Below are 16,760 nucleotides of genomic sequence, written 5' to 3'. Positions count from 1 at the left end.
GTCGGTCGGGGCGGGCGGGGCGTCGGCGCCGGTGGGGCGCGTCCTGCTGCCGGGCACGGGACGGTCCTCGTCTTTCGTTCAGGGGGTGGCCCGATCCTCTCACGGGCTCCCGACACCGCCGCCGGGCGTCCGCGCCGGTCAGCGCACCTGCACGCCCTGCGCCCGCATCGCGTCCTTCACCTGGCCGACGGTGAGGGCGCCGAAGTGGAAGACGCTCGCGGCGAGCACCGCGTCCGCCCCGGCGCGCGCCGCTGCCACGAAGTGCTCGGGCGTGCCCGCGCCGCCGCTCGCGACGAGGGGCACGCGCACCTCCGAGCGCACCGCGGCGAGCATCTCGAGGTCGAAGCCCGCGGTGGTGCCGTCCGCGTCCATCGAGTTGAGCAGGATCTCCCCCGCGCCCAGCCCCGCGGCGCGAGACGCCCACTCCACGGCGTCGATCCCCGTGCCGCGCCGCCCGCCGTGGGTCGTCACCTCGTAGCCGGAATCCGTCCGCACGTCGCCGGTCGTGCGGCGCGCGTCCACCGAGAGCACGAGCACCTGGCTCCCGAAGCGGTCGGCGATCTCCGCGATGAGCTCCGGGCGGGCGAGCGCCGCCGTGTTCACGCCGACCTTGTCCGCGCCCGCGCGCAGGAGGCGGTCCACGTCGTCCGCCGAACGGACCCCGCCACCGACCGTGAGCGGGACGAAGACCTGCTCGGCGGTGCGGCGCACGACGTCGTACGTCGTCTCCCGGTTGCCGGACGACGCGGAGACGTCGAGGAACGTCAGCTCGTCCGCACCCTCCGTGTCGTAGCGGGCGGCGAGCTCGACGGGGTCGCCCGCGTCCCGCAGGTTCTCGAAGTTCACGCCCTTGACGACGCGTCCCGCGTCGACGTCGAGGCACGGGATCACGCGGATCGCGACGGTCATGGGGACTCTCCTCGGTCGGCCGGCGCTGCGCCGGTCGTGTCGGTGCCGGTCGTGTCGGTGCCGGTCGTATCGGTGCCGGTCGTGTCGGTGCCGGTCGTGTCGTCGGCCGTGCCGGTGCCGCCCGGGCTCTCGGGCGCGCTCTCCTCGGTCACGGGGAACTGGGCGTCGAGGATGTCGACGACGTAGACGAGCGTCTCGCCCGCCAGCGGGTTGGCGGTCGCGCCGTAGGCGAGGTCGGGCGGCACGACGAGGAGCACCTGGCTCCCCACCGACTGCTCGAGGAGCCCCTGCTCCCAGCCCTCGATGACCTCGCCGATGCCGATCATCACCGACAGGGGCGCGGTCCCCTCCGTCCACGTCGAGTCGAAGACCTCGCCGTCGGACCAGCGCACGCCCGTGTACCGGACGGTGACCACCTGACCGACCTCGACCTGACGGCCGTCGCCGCGGACGAGCGGCTGCACGACGAGGCCCGCGGGCGCCGCGGCCTCCGACGGGACGGCGACGCTCGGCGCGCCCTGCGCGTCGAGCGTGACGGTGGGCAGCCCGTCGATCGGCTCGACCGCCTCCCCGGACGCGCGCGTCGGCAGGACGTCGACGACCAGGGCGACGGGGACGCCGTCGTCCACCTCGAGGCGCAGGAGGCGCGCCCCCACGCGCTGCCCACGCAGGAGGTCGCGCAGCTCGCGGCCGACCGACTCGTCGGTCAGCGTGCGCCAGCGCGGCGCGTCCGTGTACGTGTTCTGCAGGACGGTGCCGTCGCGCAGGTCCTCCGCGTAGAGGTTGAGCAGCAGTGGCCCGCCGTCCACGAGCTCGGCCCCGGCGCCCGGCCACACCACCTCCGACGACGCGTCCGGCACGTCGAGCGGGGCGCGGTACTCGAGCGCCGGGGGCGCGCCGGACGATCCGGCGACCGTGAGGTCGGTGTTGAGCGGCGTCTCCGTCGCGTCCTCGGGCTCCGTGCACGCACCGAGCACGACGGCGGCGAGGAACGCCACGAGCAGCACGAGCACTGCCCGGGACGCGGGCGCACGACGAGCGCGCCGGACGCCCGGAGGGCGCCCGGCCGCGAGGGCCAGGTTCGTCACATCACGTCCTGCATCACATCGACTCGATGAGGCGCTCCACGCGCTCGTCGACGTTCCGGAACGGGTCCTTGCACAGCACGGTGCGCTGCGCCTGGTCGTTGAGCTTGAGGTGCACCCAGTCCACCGTGTAGTCGCGGCGGGCCTCCTGGGCGGCGCGCACGAAGTCGCCGCGCAGCTTGGCTCGCGTGGTCTGCGGCGGCACGGCCGTCGACTCGAACACCTCGAGGTCCGTGGTGACCCGCTCGACCATGCCGCGGGCCGCGAGCAGGTTGTACAGCCCCTCGGTGCGCGAGATGTCGTGGTAGGCGAGGTCGAGGCGCGCGATCCGCGGGTCGTCGAGCTCGAGACCGTGCTTCGCCTGGTAGCGCTGGATCAGGCGGTACTTGATGACCCAGTCCAGCTCGCGGTCGACGAGCGAGAGGTCGCCCGTCTCGAGGGCGCGCAGCCCGCGCTCCCACAGGTCGAGCACCTGCTTGACGACCGGCGTCGGCGAGACGTCCTGCTCGACGAACTCGCGCACCCGCTGGAGGTACTCCCCCTGGAGGTCGATCGCGGTGACCGTCCGGCCGCTCGCCAGCTGGACAGGGTGCTTGCCCGTCATGTCGTGGCTGATCTCGCGGATCGACCGGATGGGGTTCTCGAGCGCCAGGTCCCGCATCGGGACCCCCGCCTCCACCATCCGCAGGATGAGGTCGGTCGAGCCGACCTTGAGCATGGTCGTCGTCTCCGCCATCGAGGAGTCGCCGACGATCACGTGCAGGCGGCGGTAGCTCTCGGCGTCGGCGTGCGGCTCGTCGCGCGTGTTGATGATCGGGCGCGACCTGGTCGTCGCGCTCGACACCGCCTCCCAGATGTGGTCGGCGCGCTGGGACAGGCAGTACACGGCGCCGCGAGGCGTCGCGAGGACCTTGCCGGCGCCCGTGAGGACCTGGCGCGTGATGAGGAACGGCACGAGGACGTCCGACAGGCGCGCGAAGTCGCCCTGTCGTCGCACGAGGTAGTTCTCGTGGCAGCCGTACGAGTTGCCCGCCGAGTCGGTGTTGTTCTTGAACAGGTGGATCCGGCCCGGCAGGCCCTCGTGCTCGAGCCGCTGCTGCGCGTCCGCGACGAGGCCCTCGAGGATCCGCTCGCCGCCGCGGTCGTACGCGACGAGCTGGCGGACGTCGTCGCACTCGGCCGTCGCGTACTCGGGGTGCGAGCCGACGTCGAGGTACAGCCGGGAGCCGTTGCGCAGGAACACGTTCGACGAGCGGCCCCAGGCGACCACCTTGCGGAACAGGTACCGGGCGACCTCGTCCGCCGAGAGCCCGCGCCCGTCGTCGGACGCGCACGTCACGCCGTACTCGGTCTCCAGCCCGAAGATCCTGCGGTCCATGCGGCGCTACCCCTCGTCCGTCGGGCCGGCGCCCGTCGCGTCGCCGGGCGCACCCTCGGCGGGCCCGTCCGTGGCGCTCGCCGCGTCGTCTCCGTCAGCATCAGCATCAGCATCAGCGAGGAGGCCCTCGAGGACGGCGCCCGTGAGCCGGCGGAACGCACGCCGGGGTCGCGTGCGGTCGAGGACGGCCACCTCGAGCTGCGCGGCCGGGATGGTGCGCGTCTCGTCCCCGTCGCCGCCGGACGCGAGCGCGTGCACCGCCAGGCGCAGCACCTCGGCGAGGCCGAGACCGGGCCGCCACGCGTCCTCGAGGACCCGGCCGAGCTGGTCGGCCTGGCCGCCCATGACGACCACGCCCTGCTCGTCGGCGACCGAGCCGTCGTAGGAGATCCGGTAGAGCTGGTCCTGCTCCGCCGTGCGACCGACCTCCGCGACGACGAGCTCGACCTCGAGCGGCTTCGACTCCGTGGTGAACACCGTGCCGAGCGTCTGGGCGTACGCGTTCGCCAGGCCGCGCGCGTTGACGTCCGTCCGGTCGTAGGAGTAGCCGCGCAGGTCTGCGTACCGCACCCCGGCGACGCGCAGGTTCTCGAACTCGTTGTACTTGCCCACCGCGGCGAACGCGATGCGGTCGTAGATCTCCGAGATCTTGTGCAGCGCGCGCGACGGGTTCTCCGTCGCGAAGGCGATGCCGTCCTCGTACGCGAGGACCACGACGGACCGGCCGCGCGCGATGCCCTTGCGCGCGAAGTCCGCCCGGTCCTTCATCAGCTGCTCGGGCGAGACGTAGAAGGGCATGTTCACGCGTCGTCACCTCCGGTCGGGTGGTCCTGCGGGAGGTCGTGCGGGACGGCCTCGGCGTTCGTCACCGGGGGACGGCCGCGCTCCACGCCCGCCCCGGAGCGCTCCGCCACGATCTGCTCGACGACCGCCGCGAGCTCGTCGTCGGGCACGCGCTCGTAACCGTCGGCCGTCACGACGGCGACCACCGGCCAGATCCGGCGGACCGGGTCCGGGCCGCCCGTGGCCGAGTCGTCGTCCGCCGCGTCGTAGAGCGCCTCGACCGCGACGCGCACGGAGGCCGCCCGGTCGAGGCCCGTCCGCCACAGCTTCTTCAGGGAGCCGCGCGCGAAGACCGAGCCCGACCCCACCGAGTGGTACGCCCGCTCCTCGTACCGGCCGCCCGTGACGTCGTACGAGAAGATCCGGCCGGCGCCGCGATCGAGGTCGAACCCCGCGAAGAGGGGCACGACCGCGAGGCCCTGCATGGCGAGGCCGAGGTTCTGCCGGATCATCGTCGACAGGCGGTTGGCCTTGCCGTCGAGCGAGAGCAGCGCGCCCTCGATCTTCTCGTAGTGCTCGAGCTCGAGCTGGAACAGCCGCACGAGCTCGACGGCGATGCCCGCCGTCCCGGCGATGCCCACGGCCGAGTACTCGTCGGCCGGGAAGACCTTCTCGATCTCGCGGTTCGCGATCATCGAGCCCATCGTCGCGCGACGGTCCCCCGCCATGACGACGCCCGCGCCCACGCCCTCGGCGCCGAACGTCAGCGCCACGATCGTGGTGGCGTGCGGCGCGTCGGGCATCGTGCCGGACGCCGCGTGCCCGGCCGTGCGGTGCGACGGCAGCAGGTCGGGGGCGTGCCCGGACAGGAAGTCCAGGAAGGACGACGACCCGGGGGTCGTGAACGCGTCGGGCAGGCGCCCGGGCTGGTCCGTGCTCATCGGGTTGCCGTCACCCTTCCTACTCGCCGCCCTTCTGCACGAAGCCCCGGACGAAGGACTCCGCGTTCGTCTCCAGGACCTCGTCGATCTCCTCGAGGAGCGCGTCCACCTCCGCGTCGCGCGACTGCGCCTGCGGGGCGACCGGGGTCGCCGGGGCCTCGGGCTCGTCGTCAGGACGCCGGTCCTCGTGCGACGCGTGCGTGCGTTCGGTACCCGCCATGGCTGCCTCCTCGTCCGTCGGCCGGCCTCGCGCCGACGCTCTGTCCGTTCCAACCCCGTCCGGGCTCGCGCCCTTCCCGGCCCTGCTCGCACGCGGCGCCCGTTCCACGGAGGGCGGGCGCCGTCGTGCGTCCAGCCTAGTCGCCGCCGGTCACGACGGGCCCGCGAGACCCGCCAGCAGCGCGGCCGCGTCCGGGCTCGCGTCGAGGAGCGCGCCGATGTGGGCGCGCGTCCCGCGCAGCGGGTCCATCATCGGGACGCGCTGGAGCGAGGGCGCGCCCGGCACGTCGAAGATCACGGAGTCCCAGCTCGCCGCGGAGACCTGGTCGCCGTAGCGCGCCATGACCTCGCCGCGGAAGAACGCGCGCGTGTCCTCGGGCGCGTGGTGCACCGCCGCGCCGACCTCGCGCTCGGTGACCACCCGGTCCACGGCGTCCGCGGCGAGCAGACGGTGGTAGATGCCGCGCTCGGGCCGCACGTCCGACCACTGGAGGTCCATCGCCGCGAGGCGCGAGTGGCCCCAGTCGAGACCGTCGCGCTCCCGCAGGCGGTCGAGGAGCCGCAGCTTGGCGACCCACTCGACGTCGCGCACGCACGCGTCGCGGTCGGTCGCGAGGCGGTCGAGCACCGAGCGCCACCGCGCGAGCACGTCGCGCGTCGGGGCGTCGACCCCGTCCGGCCCGGCGAGGCGCTCGGCCGCGTCGACCGCCACCTCCAGGTACTCGCGCTGGATCTCGAGCGCCGTCAGCTCGCGCCCGTCCGCGAGCGCGAGGCGCCGCGTCAGCTCGAGGTCGCGGCTCACGCGCTGGACGTCCGCGACCGGGTCCGCGAGGCGCAGCCCGGACAGGCGGGCGCGCACGTCCTGCCCGAGCTCCTCCAGGTGCTCGACGACGAAGAGCACGAGCGACGTCGTGCCCGTCTTGAGGTACGTCGCCGTCTCGAACATGTTCGCGTCGCCGATGATGAGGTGCAGGCGGCGCCAGCGCTGCCGGTCCGCGTGCGGCTCGTCGCGCGTGTTGACGATGGGCCGGCGCAGCGTCGTCTCCAGGCCGACCTCCGCCTCGACGTAGTCCGCGCGCTGGGAGATCTGGAACCCGTGCTCCTCGCCCGCCGGGCCGAGGCCCACGCGCCCCGAGCCGGCGAACACCTGCCGGGTCACGAGGAACGGCGTGAGCATCTCGACGAGGACGCCGAACGGCACCTCGCGGTCGACGAGGAAGTTCTCGTGGGTGCCGTAGCTCGCGCCCTTGCCGTCCACGTTGTTCTTGTAGAGCACGACGCCGCCGCCCGGCACCTGGGCCAGCTCGCGCGACGCGGCGAGCATGACCCGCTCCCCCGCCACGTCCCAGCACACGACGTCGTGCGGCACCGTGACCTCGGGCGAGGAGTACTCGGGGTGCGCGTGGTCGACGTAGAGCCGGGCGCCGTTCGTGAGGATGACGTTCGCCGCGCTCGGGTCGTCGTACTCCTCCGTGGTCGGGCGCGCGACCTCCTGCAGCGAGGCCTCGGCGGCGCCGCCCTCTGCGGCCCGCCCGACCGGCCCCGACGGCGCGGGCCGCGACGGGTCGTCCGTGAGGAGGGACGGGTGCGCCGACGCGCGCGGCACGTGGAACCCTCGTGCGTCCTGCAGCGGGTCCTCGTCGTCGTAGTCCCAGCGCGCCCGGCCCCGGGCGCCGTCGCTGCGCGCGGCGAGCGCCCGGTAGGTGGTGACGACCTGGCTCGACATCAGCATCGGGTTCGCCATCGGCTTGCCCGGCTGCAGGACGCCGTACTCCGTCTCGATCCCCATGACCCGTCGTACGCTCACGCGCTCACCCTATGTCGGCCGCCCGACGCCGCGCCGCGCTGTCCACGGGCGTGCCGACCGCGCCCTGCTACAGGTACTGGCCGGTGTTCGTGACCGTGTCGATGGTGCGCGGCGAGCCGCCCTCGCCCTTCTTCTGGACGATCGTGCGGATGAAGACGATGCGCTCGCCCTTCTTCCCGCTGATCCGCGCCCAGTCGTCCGGGTTGGTGGTGTTCGGCAGGTCCTCGTTCTCCTTGAACTCGTCGACGCACGCGGCGAGGAGGTGGTCGACGCGGATGCCGCGCTGCCCCGTGGCGAGGAGGTCCTTGATCGCGGACTTCTTCGCCCGGTCCACGACGTTCTGGATCATCGCGCCCGAGTTGAAGTCCTTGAAGTACAGGATCTCCTTGTCGCCGCTCGCGTAGGTGACCTCGAGGAACTGGTTCTCCTCCTCCTCGGAGTACATGCGCTCCACGACCGAGCGGATCATCGCGTCGAGGGCCGCACGCTGGTTCCCGCCGTGCTCGGCGAGGTCGGCCGCATGGATCGGCAGGTCCTCCGTGAGGTACTTGGCGAAGATCTCCTTCGCGCCCTCGGCGTCGGGCCGCTCGATCTTGATCTTCACGTCGAGGCGCCCCGGCCGCAGGATCGCGGGGTCGATCATGTCCTCGCGGTTCGACGCCCCGATGACGATGACGTTGTCCAGCCGCTCGACGCCGTCGATCTCGGCGAGGAGCTGCGGGACGATCGTCGTCTCGACGTCGGACGACAGACCCGTGCCGCGGGTGCGGAACAACGACTCCATCTCGTCGAAGAAGACGACGACGGGCGTCCCCTGGGAGGCCTTCTCCCGCGCGCGGGCGAAGATCAGCCGGATGTGCCGCTCCGTCTCGCCCACGTACTTGTTGAGCAGCTCGGGGCCCTTGACGTTGAGGAAGTAGCTGCGGGCGGCGCCCGAGCCGTCCGCGACCTGCTCGCCCCGCGCCCGCGCCACGGTGTGCGCGAGCGAGTTGGCGACGGCCTTGGCGATGAGCGTCTTGCCGCACCCGGGCGGCCCGTACAGCAGCACGCCCTTGGGCGGGTGCAGTCCGTGCTCGCGGAAGAGGTCGGGGTGCGTGAAGGGCAGCTCGACGGCGTCGCGGATCTGCTCGATCTGCGGGCCGAGGCCGCCGATGTCCTCGTACTCGATGTCCGGGACCTCTTCGAGGACGAGCTCCTCGACCTCGGACTTCGGGATGACCTCGAACACGAAGCCGCTGCGTGTGTCGATCGTGAGCGAGTCCCCGACGCGGAGCGCCGTGCGCGCGACCGAGCCGGCGAGCCGCACGACCCGCTCCTCGTCGGCGCGACCGACGACGAGCACGCGCTCGGCGTCGAGGATCTCCTTGACCGTGACGATCTCGCCCGTGCGCTCGTAGCCGCCCGCGGCGACGACGGTCATCGCCTCGTTGAGCTTGACCTCCTGGCCCGGGCGCAGCCGCTGGACGTCGAGGCTGGGGCTCGCGCCGACGTGCATCTTGCGCCCCGCCGCGGAGACGTCGACCGACCCGTCCGGGTGCGCGGCGAGGAACACCGCGTACGTCCCCGGTGGCTTGGCGAGGTCGTCGATCTGCCGCTTGAGGTCGAGGATCTGGTCCCGGGCCGCGCGCAGCGCCTCCGCGAGCCGCTCGTTCTTCGCGGAGAGCAGCGCGAGCTCGCGCGCGCCGCTCTGCGGGGCCTCGTCGCTACGGCCGAATGTCTCGCTCATCGGGTGTCCCTCTCGCCGCCGGCTCGCCCGACCACGGGGGTGGACGGCGGACGACGGGCCACGCGAGGCGCCCGTGCCGACCATCGTCCGGCGGTCGGGTGTAGACCTTAGGCACAAGTCTGGCCCGTGCACACGGACGACACCCAGGGTGAGACGGCGGCGTCCCGATCGTTACCGGACCGTCACGCGCCCGACACGTCGGGCGCCTCGCCGGCCTCGTCCCCGACCTGCTGCACGCCGTGCTCCGCGACGCCGTCCACGTCCGGCCCGGCGCCCGGGCCGGACGCCTGCTCGGGGCCCTGGCCGACGTCGCGCCGCACGCGCCGGATCTTCTTCTCGGAGACCGGTCGCTCGCCCAGCTCCTCGGGCGACCACTGCTCGGCGTCGGTCGGGTACGCGCCCTTGGCGGGGCGCCGCTTGCGCTCGGGCGGCGCGACGCCGTCCGCGAGGCGCCGTGCGGTGAGCAGGAACCCGGTGTGCCCGATCATGCGGTGCTGCGGCCGCACGGCGAGGCCCTCGAGGTGCCAGCCGCGCACCATCGACTCCCACGCGACGGGCTCCGCGTAGCGGCCGTCGGCCCGCAGGTCCTCGGCGAGGCGCGAGAGCTGGGTCGTCGTGGCGACGTAGCAGACGAGGACGCCGCCGGGCACGAGCGCGCGGGCGACGACGTCGAGGTTCTCCCAGGGCGCGAGCATGTCGAGCACGACGCGGTCCACCGTGCCGTCCTCGGCGACCGTCGGGAGCACGTCGGCGAGGTCGCCGACGGACAGCGTCCAGGCCGGGTGCGCACCGCCGAAGAACGTCTCGACGTTGCCCCGGGCGATGGCGGCGAAGTCCTCGCGCCGCTCGATCGAGTGCAGCTCGCCCGCGTCGCCGACGGCGCGCAGGAGCGACATCGTCAGCGCGCCGGAGCCCACGCCCGCCTCGACGACGCGTGCGCCCGGGAAGATGTCCGCCATCGCGACGATCTGGCCGGCGTCCTTCGGGTAGACGACCGCGGCGCCGCGGGGCATCGAGAGCACGTAGTCCGCGAGGAGCGGGCGCATCGCGAGGTACTCGATCTCGGCGGTGTTGCGCACGACGCTGCCCTCGGGGCGGCCGATGAGGTCGTCGTGCCGCAGGTAGCCCTTGTGCGTGTGGAACGTCGCACCCGGCGCGAGCGTGATGGTGTGCAGACGCCCGCGCGGGTCCGTGAGCTGGACCTTGTCCCCCACGCGCAGCGGGCCGCGGCGCTCGTCCGCGCCCGTCGCGCCGGGGCGGTCGGACGCGCCGCGCGCGGGGGCGGCTGCGCCGTCCCCACCGGGCTGCGGGGTCGGGTGGCCGGGCGTGGTGGCGGGCTCGGAGGTCACGGGCGACCATCCTACGGGCCGTCCGCCCCGCGCCCGACGCCGGTCGGTCGCGCGCGCGGACGACCCGGCGGTCACCGCCCGCGCCGGGCGTCGCGCAGCGCGGCGACGACCTGGGCGACCTCGAGCGCGCCGACGACGCGGCCGCCGTCGGTCACGACGACGACCGCCGCGTCCCGCCCGACGCGCGAGAGCTCGGCGAGCATGTCCTGCCCCTCGCGGTGAGCGTCGATCGTCGCGTCACCGGGCAGGGGCACGGCGACGGCGCCGACCGGGGTCGTCTCGGCGGCGTCGGGCGGCACCGCCGCGGCCGCGGCCGGGTCCACGTACCCGAGGGGCCGACCGGCCCCGTCCACGAGCACGGCGACCACGTGCGGTCCGCCCGCGAGCGCCACCGCGCGCCCGACCGCGCCGACCGTCGCCGTGGACGGCACCGCGACCGCGGGCCGCGCCAGGGTGCGGACGGTGAGCCCGGACACTGCCTCCCGGGTGCGGCCGACGGAGATGGCCTGCCCCGCGCCGCTCCACAGGAACGCCCCGATGAGCGCCGCCCACGCGACGGTCCACAGGTCCGGCCGCCCGCCGTAGGACAGCGGCCACACGAGCGCCCACGCGACGACCCCGACGGCGACAGCGCGCCCGACCCAGCCGGCCGCGACCGTCCCCTTCGTCCGCGACCCGGTCGCGGCCCACACGGCGGACTCGAGGATCTGGCCGCCGTCGAGCGGGAGGCCAGGGAGGAGATTGAAGAACCCCACGAAGGCGTTGGAGAACGCGCCCGCGTACAGCAGGAGGGCAGGCACGGAGAAGGTCGGCTGCGCCTGGAACGTCACCCAGAACACGACCGCGAGCGCCAGGTTGGTCAGCGGGCCGACGACCGAGATGAGGAAGCCGTCGAGCGGGCGCGCCGACGTCCCGGAGTACGCCGTGTGGCCGCCCCAGAGCGTCACCGCGAGCTCGGTCACGTGCTGGCCTCGGGCGCGCGCGACGAGCGCGTGCGCGACCTCGTGCAGGAAGACGGACGCGAACAGCAGCAGCACGAACGCGAACGACACGAGGTAGATCTCGGGGCCGAGGTGCGGGGCGAGCCGCTGCACCGTCGGCGCGAACAGGACCGTGAGGATCGCCGCGGCGAGGAACCAGGACGGTGTGAGGATCACCGGTGCGCCGACGACCCGGCCGATCACCCAGCCCTTCGTGCGCGGGCCTGCCGGTGCGGGCGTGCGGGGTGCTCGAGGTTCGGGTCCGTCCACCCTGGAAGCCTATGCGCTCGGCGGGCACGGCCCGACGCCGTCGGGCGGCGGGCGGCACGGACAGGGGGCGCCTCAGGCGGCGTCGTCCTCCATGAGGTCGACGGCGTCGCCCGCGACGAGCCGCGACAGGAGCGAGACGTCGACGAGCTCGAGCGACGGCGTCCGGCTCAGGCCAGGCGCTGGGCGCACCGGGACGACCGCCTCGACGCCCAGCGTCGCGGCCCCCGCGGCGCGGGCCGAGGCGATGCCCGCGGGCGAGTCCTCGATCGCGACGCAGCGCGTGACGTCGACCCCGAGGCGCTGCGCCGCGAGGAGGTAGGGCTCCGGGTCGGGCTTGCCGCGCTCGACCTCGTCGCCGCAGACCAGCACCTGGAACGCGTCGCGCGGCGCCATCTCGGCGACCGGCTGGGCGAGCTCGCGGTAGGACATCGTGACGAGCGCGCACGGCACGCCCGCCTCGCGCAGCGCCGTGAGGAGCTCGCGCGCACCGGGCTGCCACGGCACCTCGACGCGCACCTGCTCGATCACGCGCCCGATGAGGAACGCGACGATCTCGTCGACCGGCAGGTCGACGCCGCCGCGCTCGCGCAGGATGCGGGCCGACTCGCGCAGCGGGTTCCCGACGAGCGACATCGCGTCGTCGTGCGTCCACGTGCCGCCGTGCGCGGCGACGAGCTCGTGCTCCGCCGCGATCCAGTAGGGCTCGGTGTCGACGAGCGTCCCGTCCATGTCCCACAGGACCGCCTCGGGCAGCGCGGGGACCTCGGGACGGTCAGCAGAGCGCTGACCTGCGGAAGTGCTGTCGGAACGAGAAGGCAAAGCGGTCTCCATCACTGGTCGTGCGTCGAACCCTGCACCGTCGACCCTAACCGCACGGCGGTGCCGCCGGGCCGCGCCGCAGGTCGGGGAGGACGTGCCCGTCGGGGCCCGTGCCAGTCCGTCCCGCTCAGGAACGCCACGGCTCCCGACGCGGTTCGCTCTCCCGCCTCTGGGCGGGTGCCGGTGCGCGACGCCGGCTTCTGGCGACCCTGCTCCCGAACTCATACGCCGGTCGACAGAAGCGTGAGGCTTCCCTAGGCTGCTGAGCGCCCGCCACCGCCGTCGGGCCCGACGAAGGAGTCGCCATGTCCGCACCCCCCGTCCGCCGCCCGCTCGCGCTCACCCTCACCGGGGTGCTCCTGCTCGCCGGGACAGCGCTCCCCGCGAGCGCCGCCGTCCCCGACCCCGTGGTGACCGGACCGGTGCCCGCGACGACGGCGCCCGGCGACCCCGCGCACGGGTACCCCTTCCTCGCGACGGACGACGACCTCGCCGCGCACGGCTACGTCGAGGAGGAGTTCTTCGTCGAGGGCGAGGCGACCCGCTACCAGGCGGACGGCGTCACGGACGCGACGGTCCTCAGCACCGGGCACGCGTTCCGCACGCGCGTCGTGGTGCGCCGGCCCGTCGACCCCGCGACGTTCAACGGCACGGTGATCGCCGAGTGGTACAACGTCTCGAACCAGTGGGACCAGGAGGTCGACTGGTTCCAGACGCACGAGCACCTCGTGCGCGAGGGCTACGCATGGGTCGGGGTGTCGGCGCAGCGCGCGGGCGTGCACTCCCCCACCGGCCTGCGGGCCTGGAGCCCGGAGCGCTACGGCACGCTCGACCTCACCGACGGCGGCACCGTGACCGACGACACCCTCTCGTGGGACGTCTTCAGCCAGGCCGTGGCCGCGGTGCGGGACCCCGCGGGCACGGCGCCGCTCGGGCCGCTCGAGGCGGATCGCGTCGTCGCGACCGGGCACTCGCAGTCGGCGGGGCGGCTGTGGTCCTACGTGAACTCCGTCGACCCGCTCGCGGGGGTGGTCGACGCCGTCGTGCTGCACGGCGGGGGCGGCCTGCTGCGCGACGACCTCGAGACGCCGGTGTTCAAGATCAACAGCGAGACGGACGTCGCGATCGACCTCCTCGGGGCCGCGCAGCGCCAGCCGGACACCGACCTGCGGCGCACGTGGGAGGTCGCGGGCGCGTCGCACGGCGACTGGAAGCTCATCACCGACTACGGGCGGCTGCGGATCCGCGACATCGGCTCCGCGCCCGGTGGTTACCCCGGGACGCCGCAGACCTGCGAGGAGCCGTCCGGCTCCCGGGTACCTCAGCACCTCGTCCAGGCGTCGGTGTACGACCACGTGGCCGCGTGGGTCGCGGACGGGACGGCCCCGCCGTCGGCGGCGCCCATCACGCTGACCGACCAGACGCCGCGCCAGGTGGTGCGTGACGAGCGCGGCCTGGGCCTGGGCGGCGTCCGGCTCGCGCAGCAGGACGTCCCGACGCGGATCAACTCCGGCGCCAACGCGGGCCCGGGCTTCTGCTTCCTCGACGGCGGCTCCCGCCCGGTGGACGACGCCACCCTCGCGGCCTGGTACCCGGACGCCGAGGAGTACCGCGACGCCGTCGTCGCGTCGACCAGCGCCGCGGTCGAGGCGGGCTTCGTGGGTACCGACGTCGCGGCCGACCCCTCCTGGTACACCGACGTCGTCGACCTCGTCGACGAGCGCGTCACAGCGGGCACGGTCGCACCGGAGGTCGGGGCGCAGGTCCAGGACCGCATGCGGCACGCGCTGGAGGCCGCGGACCGGCGTGACTGGGACGCGGCGCAGATCCAGGTCCGGGAGGCGCTGTCCCTCGGCTCCACGGCGGTCGAGGACGCCGGCGCCGCGGCGAGCGTCGTGCGGTCGACCACGGCCGTGCTCGGCGTCCTCGCGCTGTCAGCCGCCCACGACGGCCCCGACGTCTCCGCGACCGCCGTCCCCCGGTGCCTGGCCGGGCGGGCTTACGTCGCGGTCCGCGCGACGAACGACGGCACGGCCCCCGTCGACGTCACGCTGAGCACGCCGTTCGGCGAGCGCACCGTGGCGGGCGTCGCACCCGGCGCGTCCGCGTACCAGTCGTTCTCGGCGCGCTCGGCTGCGCTCGACGCGGGCAGCGCGCGGGTGACGGCCACGGGAGACGGGCGTTCGTCGTCGGACGACGTCGCCTACCCGGCGCTGGACTGCGGCTGAGGCGGCTACGCCGGGCGCGAACCCGCCCCGACGCCGTCGGGCCCGGCCGCATAGGCTGGGGTGATGACCGAGAACGCGACCGAGGGCACCCGCCAGACCGTGATGATCGCGGCGTTCGAGGGCTGGAACGACGCCGGGAGCGCCGCCACGGCCGCCCTGCAGCACCTGCACGAGGTGTGGGGCGCCGAGGACGTCGACGAGCTGGACCCGGAGGAGTACCACGACTTCCAGGTGAACCGCCCGGTCGTCACGACGGACGACGACGGGCGCCGCGAGATCACGTGGCCCACGACGACGATCGCGTCGACGGTCCTCTCGCCGACGGGTCGGCGCGTGGTGCTCGTGCACGGCATCGAGCCGTCCATGCGCTGGCGCCGGTACTGCCGCGAGCTGCTCGACATCGCGGAGGAGCACGGCGTGCGCACGGTCGTCACCCTCGGGGCGCTGCTCGCCGACGTGCCGCACACGCGGCCGATCCCCATGACGGCGACGTCGGAGAGCGTGGGCCTGCAGGCCGTGCTCGACGTCGAGCCGAGCACGTACGAGGGCCCGACGGGCATCGTCGGCGTGCTCCAGCACGCCGCGGCGGAGCGAGGGATGCAGTCGGTGTCGCTCTGGGCGGCCGTGCCGCACTACGTGGCGCACCCGCCGTCGCCCAAGGCGACGCTCGCGATCCTCGCGCGCATCGAGGAGCTGCTGTCCGAGCCGATCCCGCTGGGCGACCTGCCGGAGGACGCCGAGGCGTGGCAGCACGGCGTCGACGAGCTCGCGGCGGAGGACGCGGAGATCGCGGAGTACGTCCAGCAGCTCGAGGAGGCGAAGGACACGGCGGAGCTGCCCGAGGCGAGCGGCGAGGCCATCGCGCGCGAGTTCGAGCGCTACCTGCGCCGCCGCGACCGGGGCAACCCGGGCAAGGGCCCGACGGTCTGACGCACGCGCCGCCCGCGGGGCGGGTGCGTCAGCGCGCGGGGCGGCTCGTCAGAGCCGGACGCCCAGCAGCGCGTTCACCGCGCGTGCGACGACGCCCGGGGCGCCCTCCTCGTCGCGCGACGTGTCACGTCCGGGGCGCAGCGACTCCGCGGCCCAGGCGTCCACCGCGGCGAGCGCCGTCGGGGCGTCGAGGTCGTCGGCGAGCGCCGCGCGCACGGCCGCGAGCGTCGCGGTCGCGTCCGGGCCGCCGTTGCCGGACACGGCGTCGCGCCACGTCTCGAGACGTCGCGCGCCCGCGGGCAGGTCGTCGTCGGTCCACTCCCACTCACCGCGGTAGTGGTGGGCGAGCAGCGCGAGCCGGATCGCCATCGGGTCGACGCCCGTGGCCCGCAGGTTCGACACGAGCACGAGGTTGCCGCGCGACTTGCTCATCTTCTCGCCCTCGTACGCGACGAGGCCGGCGTGCACGTGCGCGCGGGGCGCACCGCCGCCGGTGAGCATGCGGTCGTGCGACGACGACATCTCGTGGTGCGGGAACAGCAGGTCCGCTCCCCCGCCCTGCACGTCGAACGGCAGGCCGAGCCCGTCGCGCGAGATGACCGCGCACTCCACGTGCCAGCCGGGCCGGCCGGTGCCGAGCGCGCCGCCGTCCCACGCGGGCTCGCCCGGCCGCTCGCGGCGCCACAGCAGCGGGTCGAGCACGTCCTTCTTGCCCTCGCGGTCGGGGTCGCCGCCGCGCTCGGCGAAGAGGTGCTCCATGACGTCGCGCGCGAGGCGCGAGACCGACCCGAACGCGCGGTCGGCCGAGAGGTCGGCGTACACGTCGCCCAGGCCGGGGTCGGTACCGCCCGCACCGGGCTCGACCGGGACGCGGTACGCGAGGCCCGCGTCGAGGAGCTGGGTCACCGCGTCGACGACGGCGGGGATCGTCTCCACCGCGCCCTCGTAGACGTCGGGCGGGACGACGCCGAGCGCCGTCATGTCCTCGGCGAACAGCGCGGTCTGCTCGACGGCGAGCGCGCGCCAGTCGACGCCGGTCGCGGCGGCGCGCTCCAGCAGGGGGTCGTCGACGTCGGTGACGTTCGACGCGTACCGCACGCGGTGCCCCGCGTCCGTCCACGCGCGCACGAGCAGGTCGAACGCGACGTAGGTCGCGGCGTGACCGATGTGCGTCGCGTCGTAGGGCGTGATGCCGCACACGTACAGGGTGGCGTCCTCGCCCGCGGCGGCGACGACGAGCTCACGGGTCGACGAGTCGTGCACCCGGACCGGGAGGCCTCGTCCGGGGAGCTCGGGGATCTGCGGGGCGGGCCAGCTGTGCACGCGTCAACCTTAG

General features: G+C 74.3%; 14 protein-coding genes. 2 read left to right on the top strand and 12 right to left on the bottom strand.

The features are described 5' to 3' along the window. Nucleotides 1-138: 138 nt before the first annotated feature. The 11 genes from hisF to ABIE39_RS02795 all read right to left on the bottom strand — a co-directional run bounded on the left by hisF (nucleotide 139) and on the right by ABIE39_RS02795 (nucleotide 12,266). Nucleotides 139-909, bottom strand: coding sequence for an imidazole glycerol phosphate synthase subunit HisF (gene hisF / locus ABIE39_RS02845; RefSeq protein WP_354050358.1), 771 nt, complete (start codon nucleotides 907-909; stop codon nucleotides 139-141). Then, nucleotides 906-1,997: an FKBP-type peptidyl-prolyl cis-trans isomerase gene (locus tag ABIE39_RS02840; protein ID WP_354050356.1), complete on the bottom strand. Its 1,092-nt coding sequence runs from the start codon at nucleotides 1,995-1,997 to the stop codon at nucleotides 906-908. Before ABIE39_RS02840 ends, hisF begins: the two co-directional genes overlap by 4 nt. Before the next feature lie 13 nt (nucleotides 1,998-2,010). Next, a complete protein-coding gene (pafA, locus tag ABIE39_RS02835; protein WP_074806769.1) occupies nucleotides 2,011-3,372 on the bottom strand; it encodes a Pup--protein ligase in 1,362 nt (453 codons plus the stop codon). A gap of 6 nt (nucleotides 3,373-3,378) precedes the next feature. Further along, entirely contained in the window at nucleotides 3,379-4,176 is a 798-nt protein-coding gene (prcA, locus tag ABIE39_RS02830) for a proteasome subunit alpha (protein ID WP_175010053.1), read from the bottom strand. Next, nucleotides 4,173-5,096: a proteasome subunit beta gene (gene prcB, locus ABIE39_RS02825; RefSeq protein WP_083385061.1), complete on the bottom strand. Its 924-nt coding sequence runs from the start codon at nucleotides 5,094-5,096 to the stop codon at nucleotides 4,173-4,175. The genes prcA and prcB overlap by 4 nt, the downstream gene beginning before the upstream one ends. 19 nt (nucleotides 5,097-5,115) lie before the next feature. Then, nucleotides 5,116-5,316 carry a ubiquitin-like protein Pup gene (locus tag ABIE39_RS02820; protein ID WP_021479766.1) on the bottom strand — a complete coding sequence of 67 codons (201 nt, stop codon included), beginning with the start codon at nucleotides 5,314-5,316 and terminating at the stop codon, nucleotides 5,116-5,118. Nucleotides 5,317-5,466: 150 nt separating this feature from the next. Next, a complete protein-coding gene (dop, locus tag ABIE39_RS02815) occupies nucleotides 5,467-7,104 on the bottom strand; it encodes a depupylase/deamidase Dop (RefSeq protein WP_175010064.1) in 1,638 nt (545 codons plus the stop codon). An 85-nt stretch (nucleotides 7,105-7,189) separates the two neighbouring features. After that, the gene (gene arc, locus ABIE39_RS02810) at nucleotides 7,190-8,848 is read right to left on the bottom strand and encodes a proteasome ATPase (protein WP_074806775.1); all 1,659 of its coding nucleotides are present in this window, start codon (nucleotides 8,846-8,848) and stop codon (nucleotides 7,190-7,192) included. Between the two features lie 182 nt (nucleotides 8,849-9,030). Then, complete coding sequence (locus tag ABIE39_RS02805; RefSeq protein WP_502914832.1) at nucleotides 9,031-10,062, bottom strand: tRNA (adenine-N1)-methyltransferase; 1,032 nt, start codon at nucleotides 10,060-10,062, stop codon at nucleotides 9,031-9,033. A 206-nt stretch (nucleotides 10,063-10,268) separates the two neighbouring features. Beyond that, the gene (locus ABIE39_RS02800; protein WP_175010056.1) at nucleotides 10,269-11,447 is read right to left on the bottom strand and encodes a site-2 protease family protein; all 1,179 of its coding nucleotides are present in this window, start codon (nucleotides 11,445-11,447) and stop codon (nucleotides 10,269-10,271) included. Between the two features lie 72 nt (nucleotides 11,448-11,519). After that, entirely contained in the window at nucleotides 11,520-12,266 is a 747-nt protein-coding gene (locus ABIE39_RS02795) for an HAD family hydrolase (RefSeq protein WP_354050352.1), read from the bottom strand. 305 nt (nucleotides 12,267-12,571) lie between these two features. On the opposite strand from ABIE39_RS02795, the gene ABIE39_RS02790 reads away from it, so the two are divergent. Together ABIE39_RS02790 and ABIE39_RS02785 are read left to right on the top strand one after the other, a co-directional pair. Then, nucleotides 12,572-14,494 carry an alpha/beta hydrolase domain-containing protein gene (locus tag ABIE39_RS02790; RefSeq protein WP_209829826.1) on the top strand — a complete coding sequence of 641 codons (1,923 nt, stop codon included), beginning with the start codon at nucleotides 12,572-12,574 and terminating at the stop codon, nucleotides 14,492-14,494. A gap of 63 nt (nucleotides 14,495-14,557) precedes the next feature. Then, the gene (locus ABIE39_RS02785; protein ID WP_354050350.1) at nucleotides 14,558-15,424 is read left to right on the top strand and encodes a PAC2 family protein; all 867 of its coding nucleotides are present in this window, start codon (nucleotides 14,558-14,560) and stop codon (nucleotides 15,422-15,424) included. 48 nt (nucleotides 15,425-15,472) lie between these two features. Here the strand turns inward: ABIE39_RS02785 and mshC are convergent, their stop codons facing one another. After that, nucleotides 15,473-16,747 (bottom strand): cysteine--1-D-myo-inosityl 2-amino-2-deoxy-alpha-D-glucopyranoside ligase, encoded by a 1,275-nt coding sequence (gene mshC, locus ABIE39_RS02780; protein WP_175009777.1) that lies wholly within the window; start codon nucleotides 16,745-16,747, stop codon nucleotides 15,473-15,475. Nucleotides 16,748-16,760 lie beyond the last annotated feature (13 nt).

The sequence above is a fragment of the Cellulosimicrobium sp. 4261 genome, assembly GCF_040546915.1.
Lineage (GTDB): Bacteria > Actinomycetota > Actinomycetes > Actinomycetales > Cellulomonadaceae > Cellulosimicrobium > Cellulosimicrobium cinnabarinum.
Note: the sequence above shows the minus strand (reverse complement) of the source record. Positions and strands in the feature narration are given on the sequence as shown.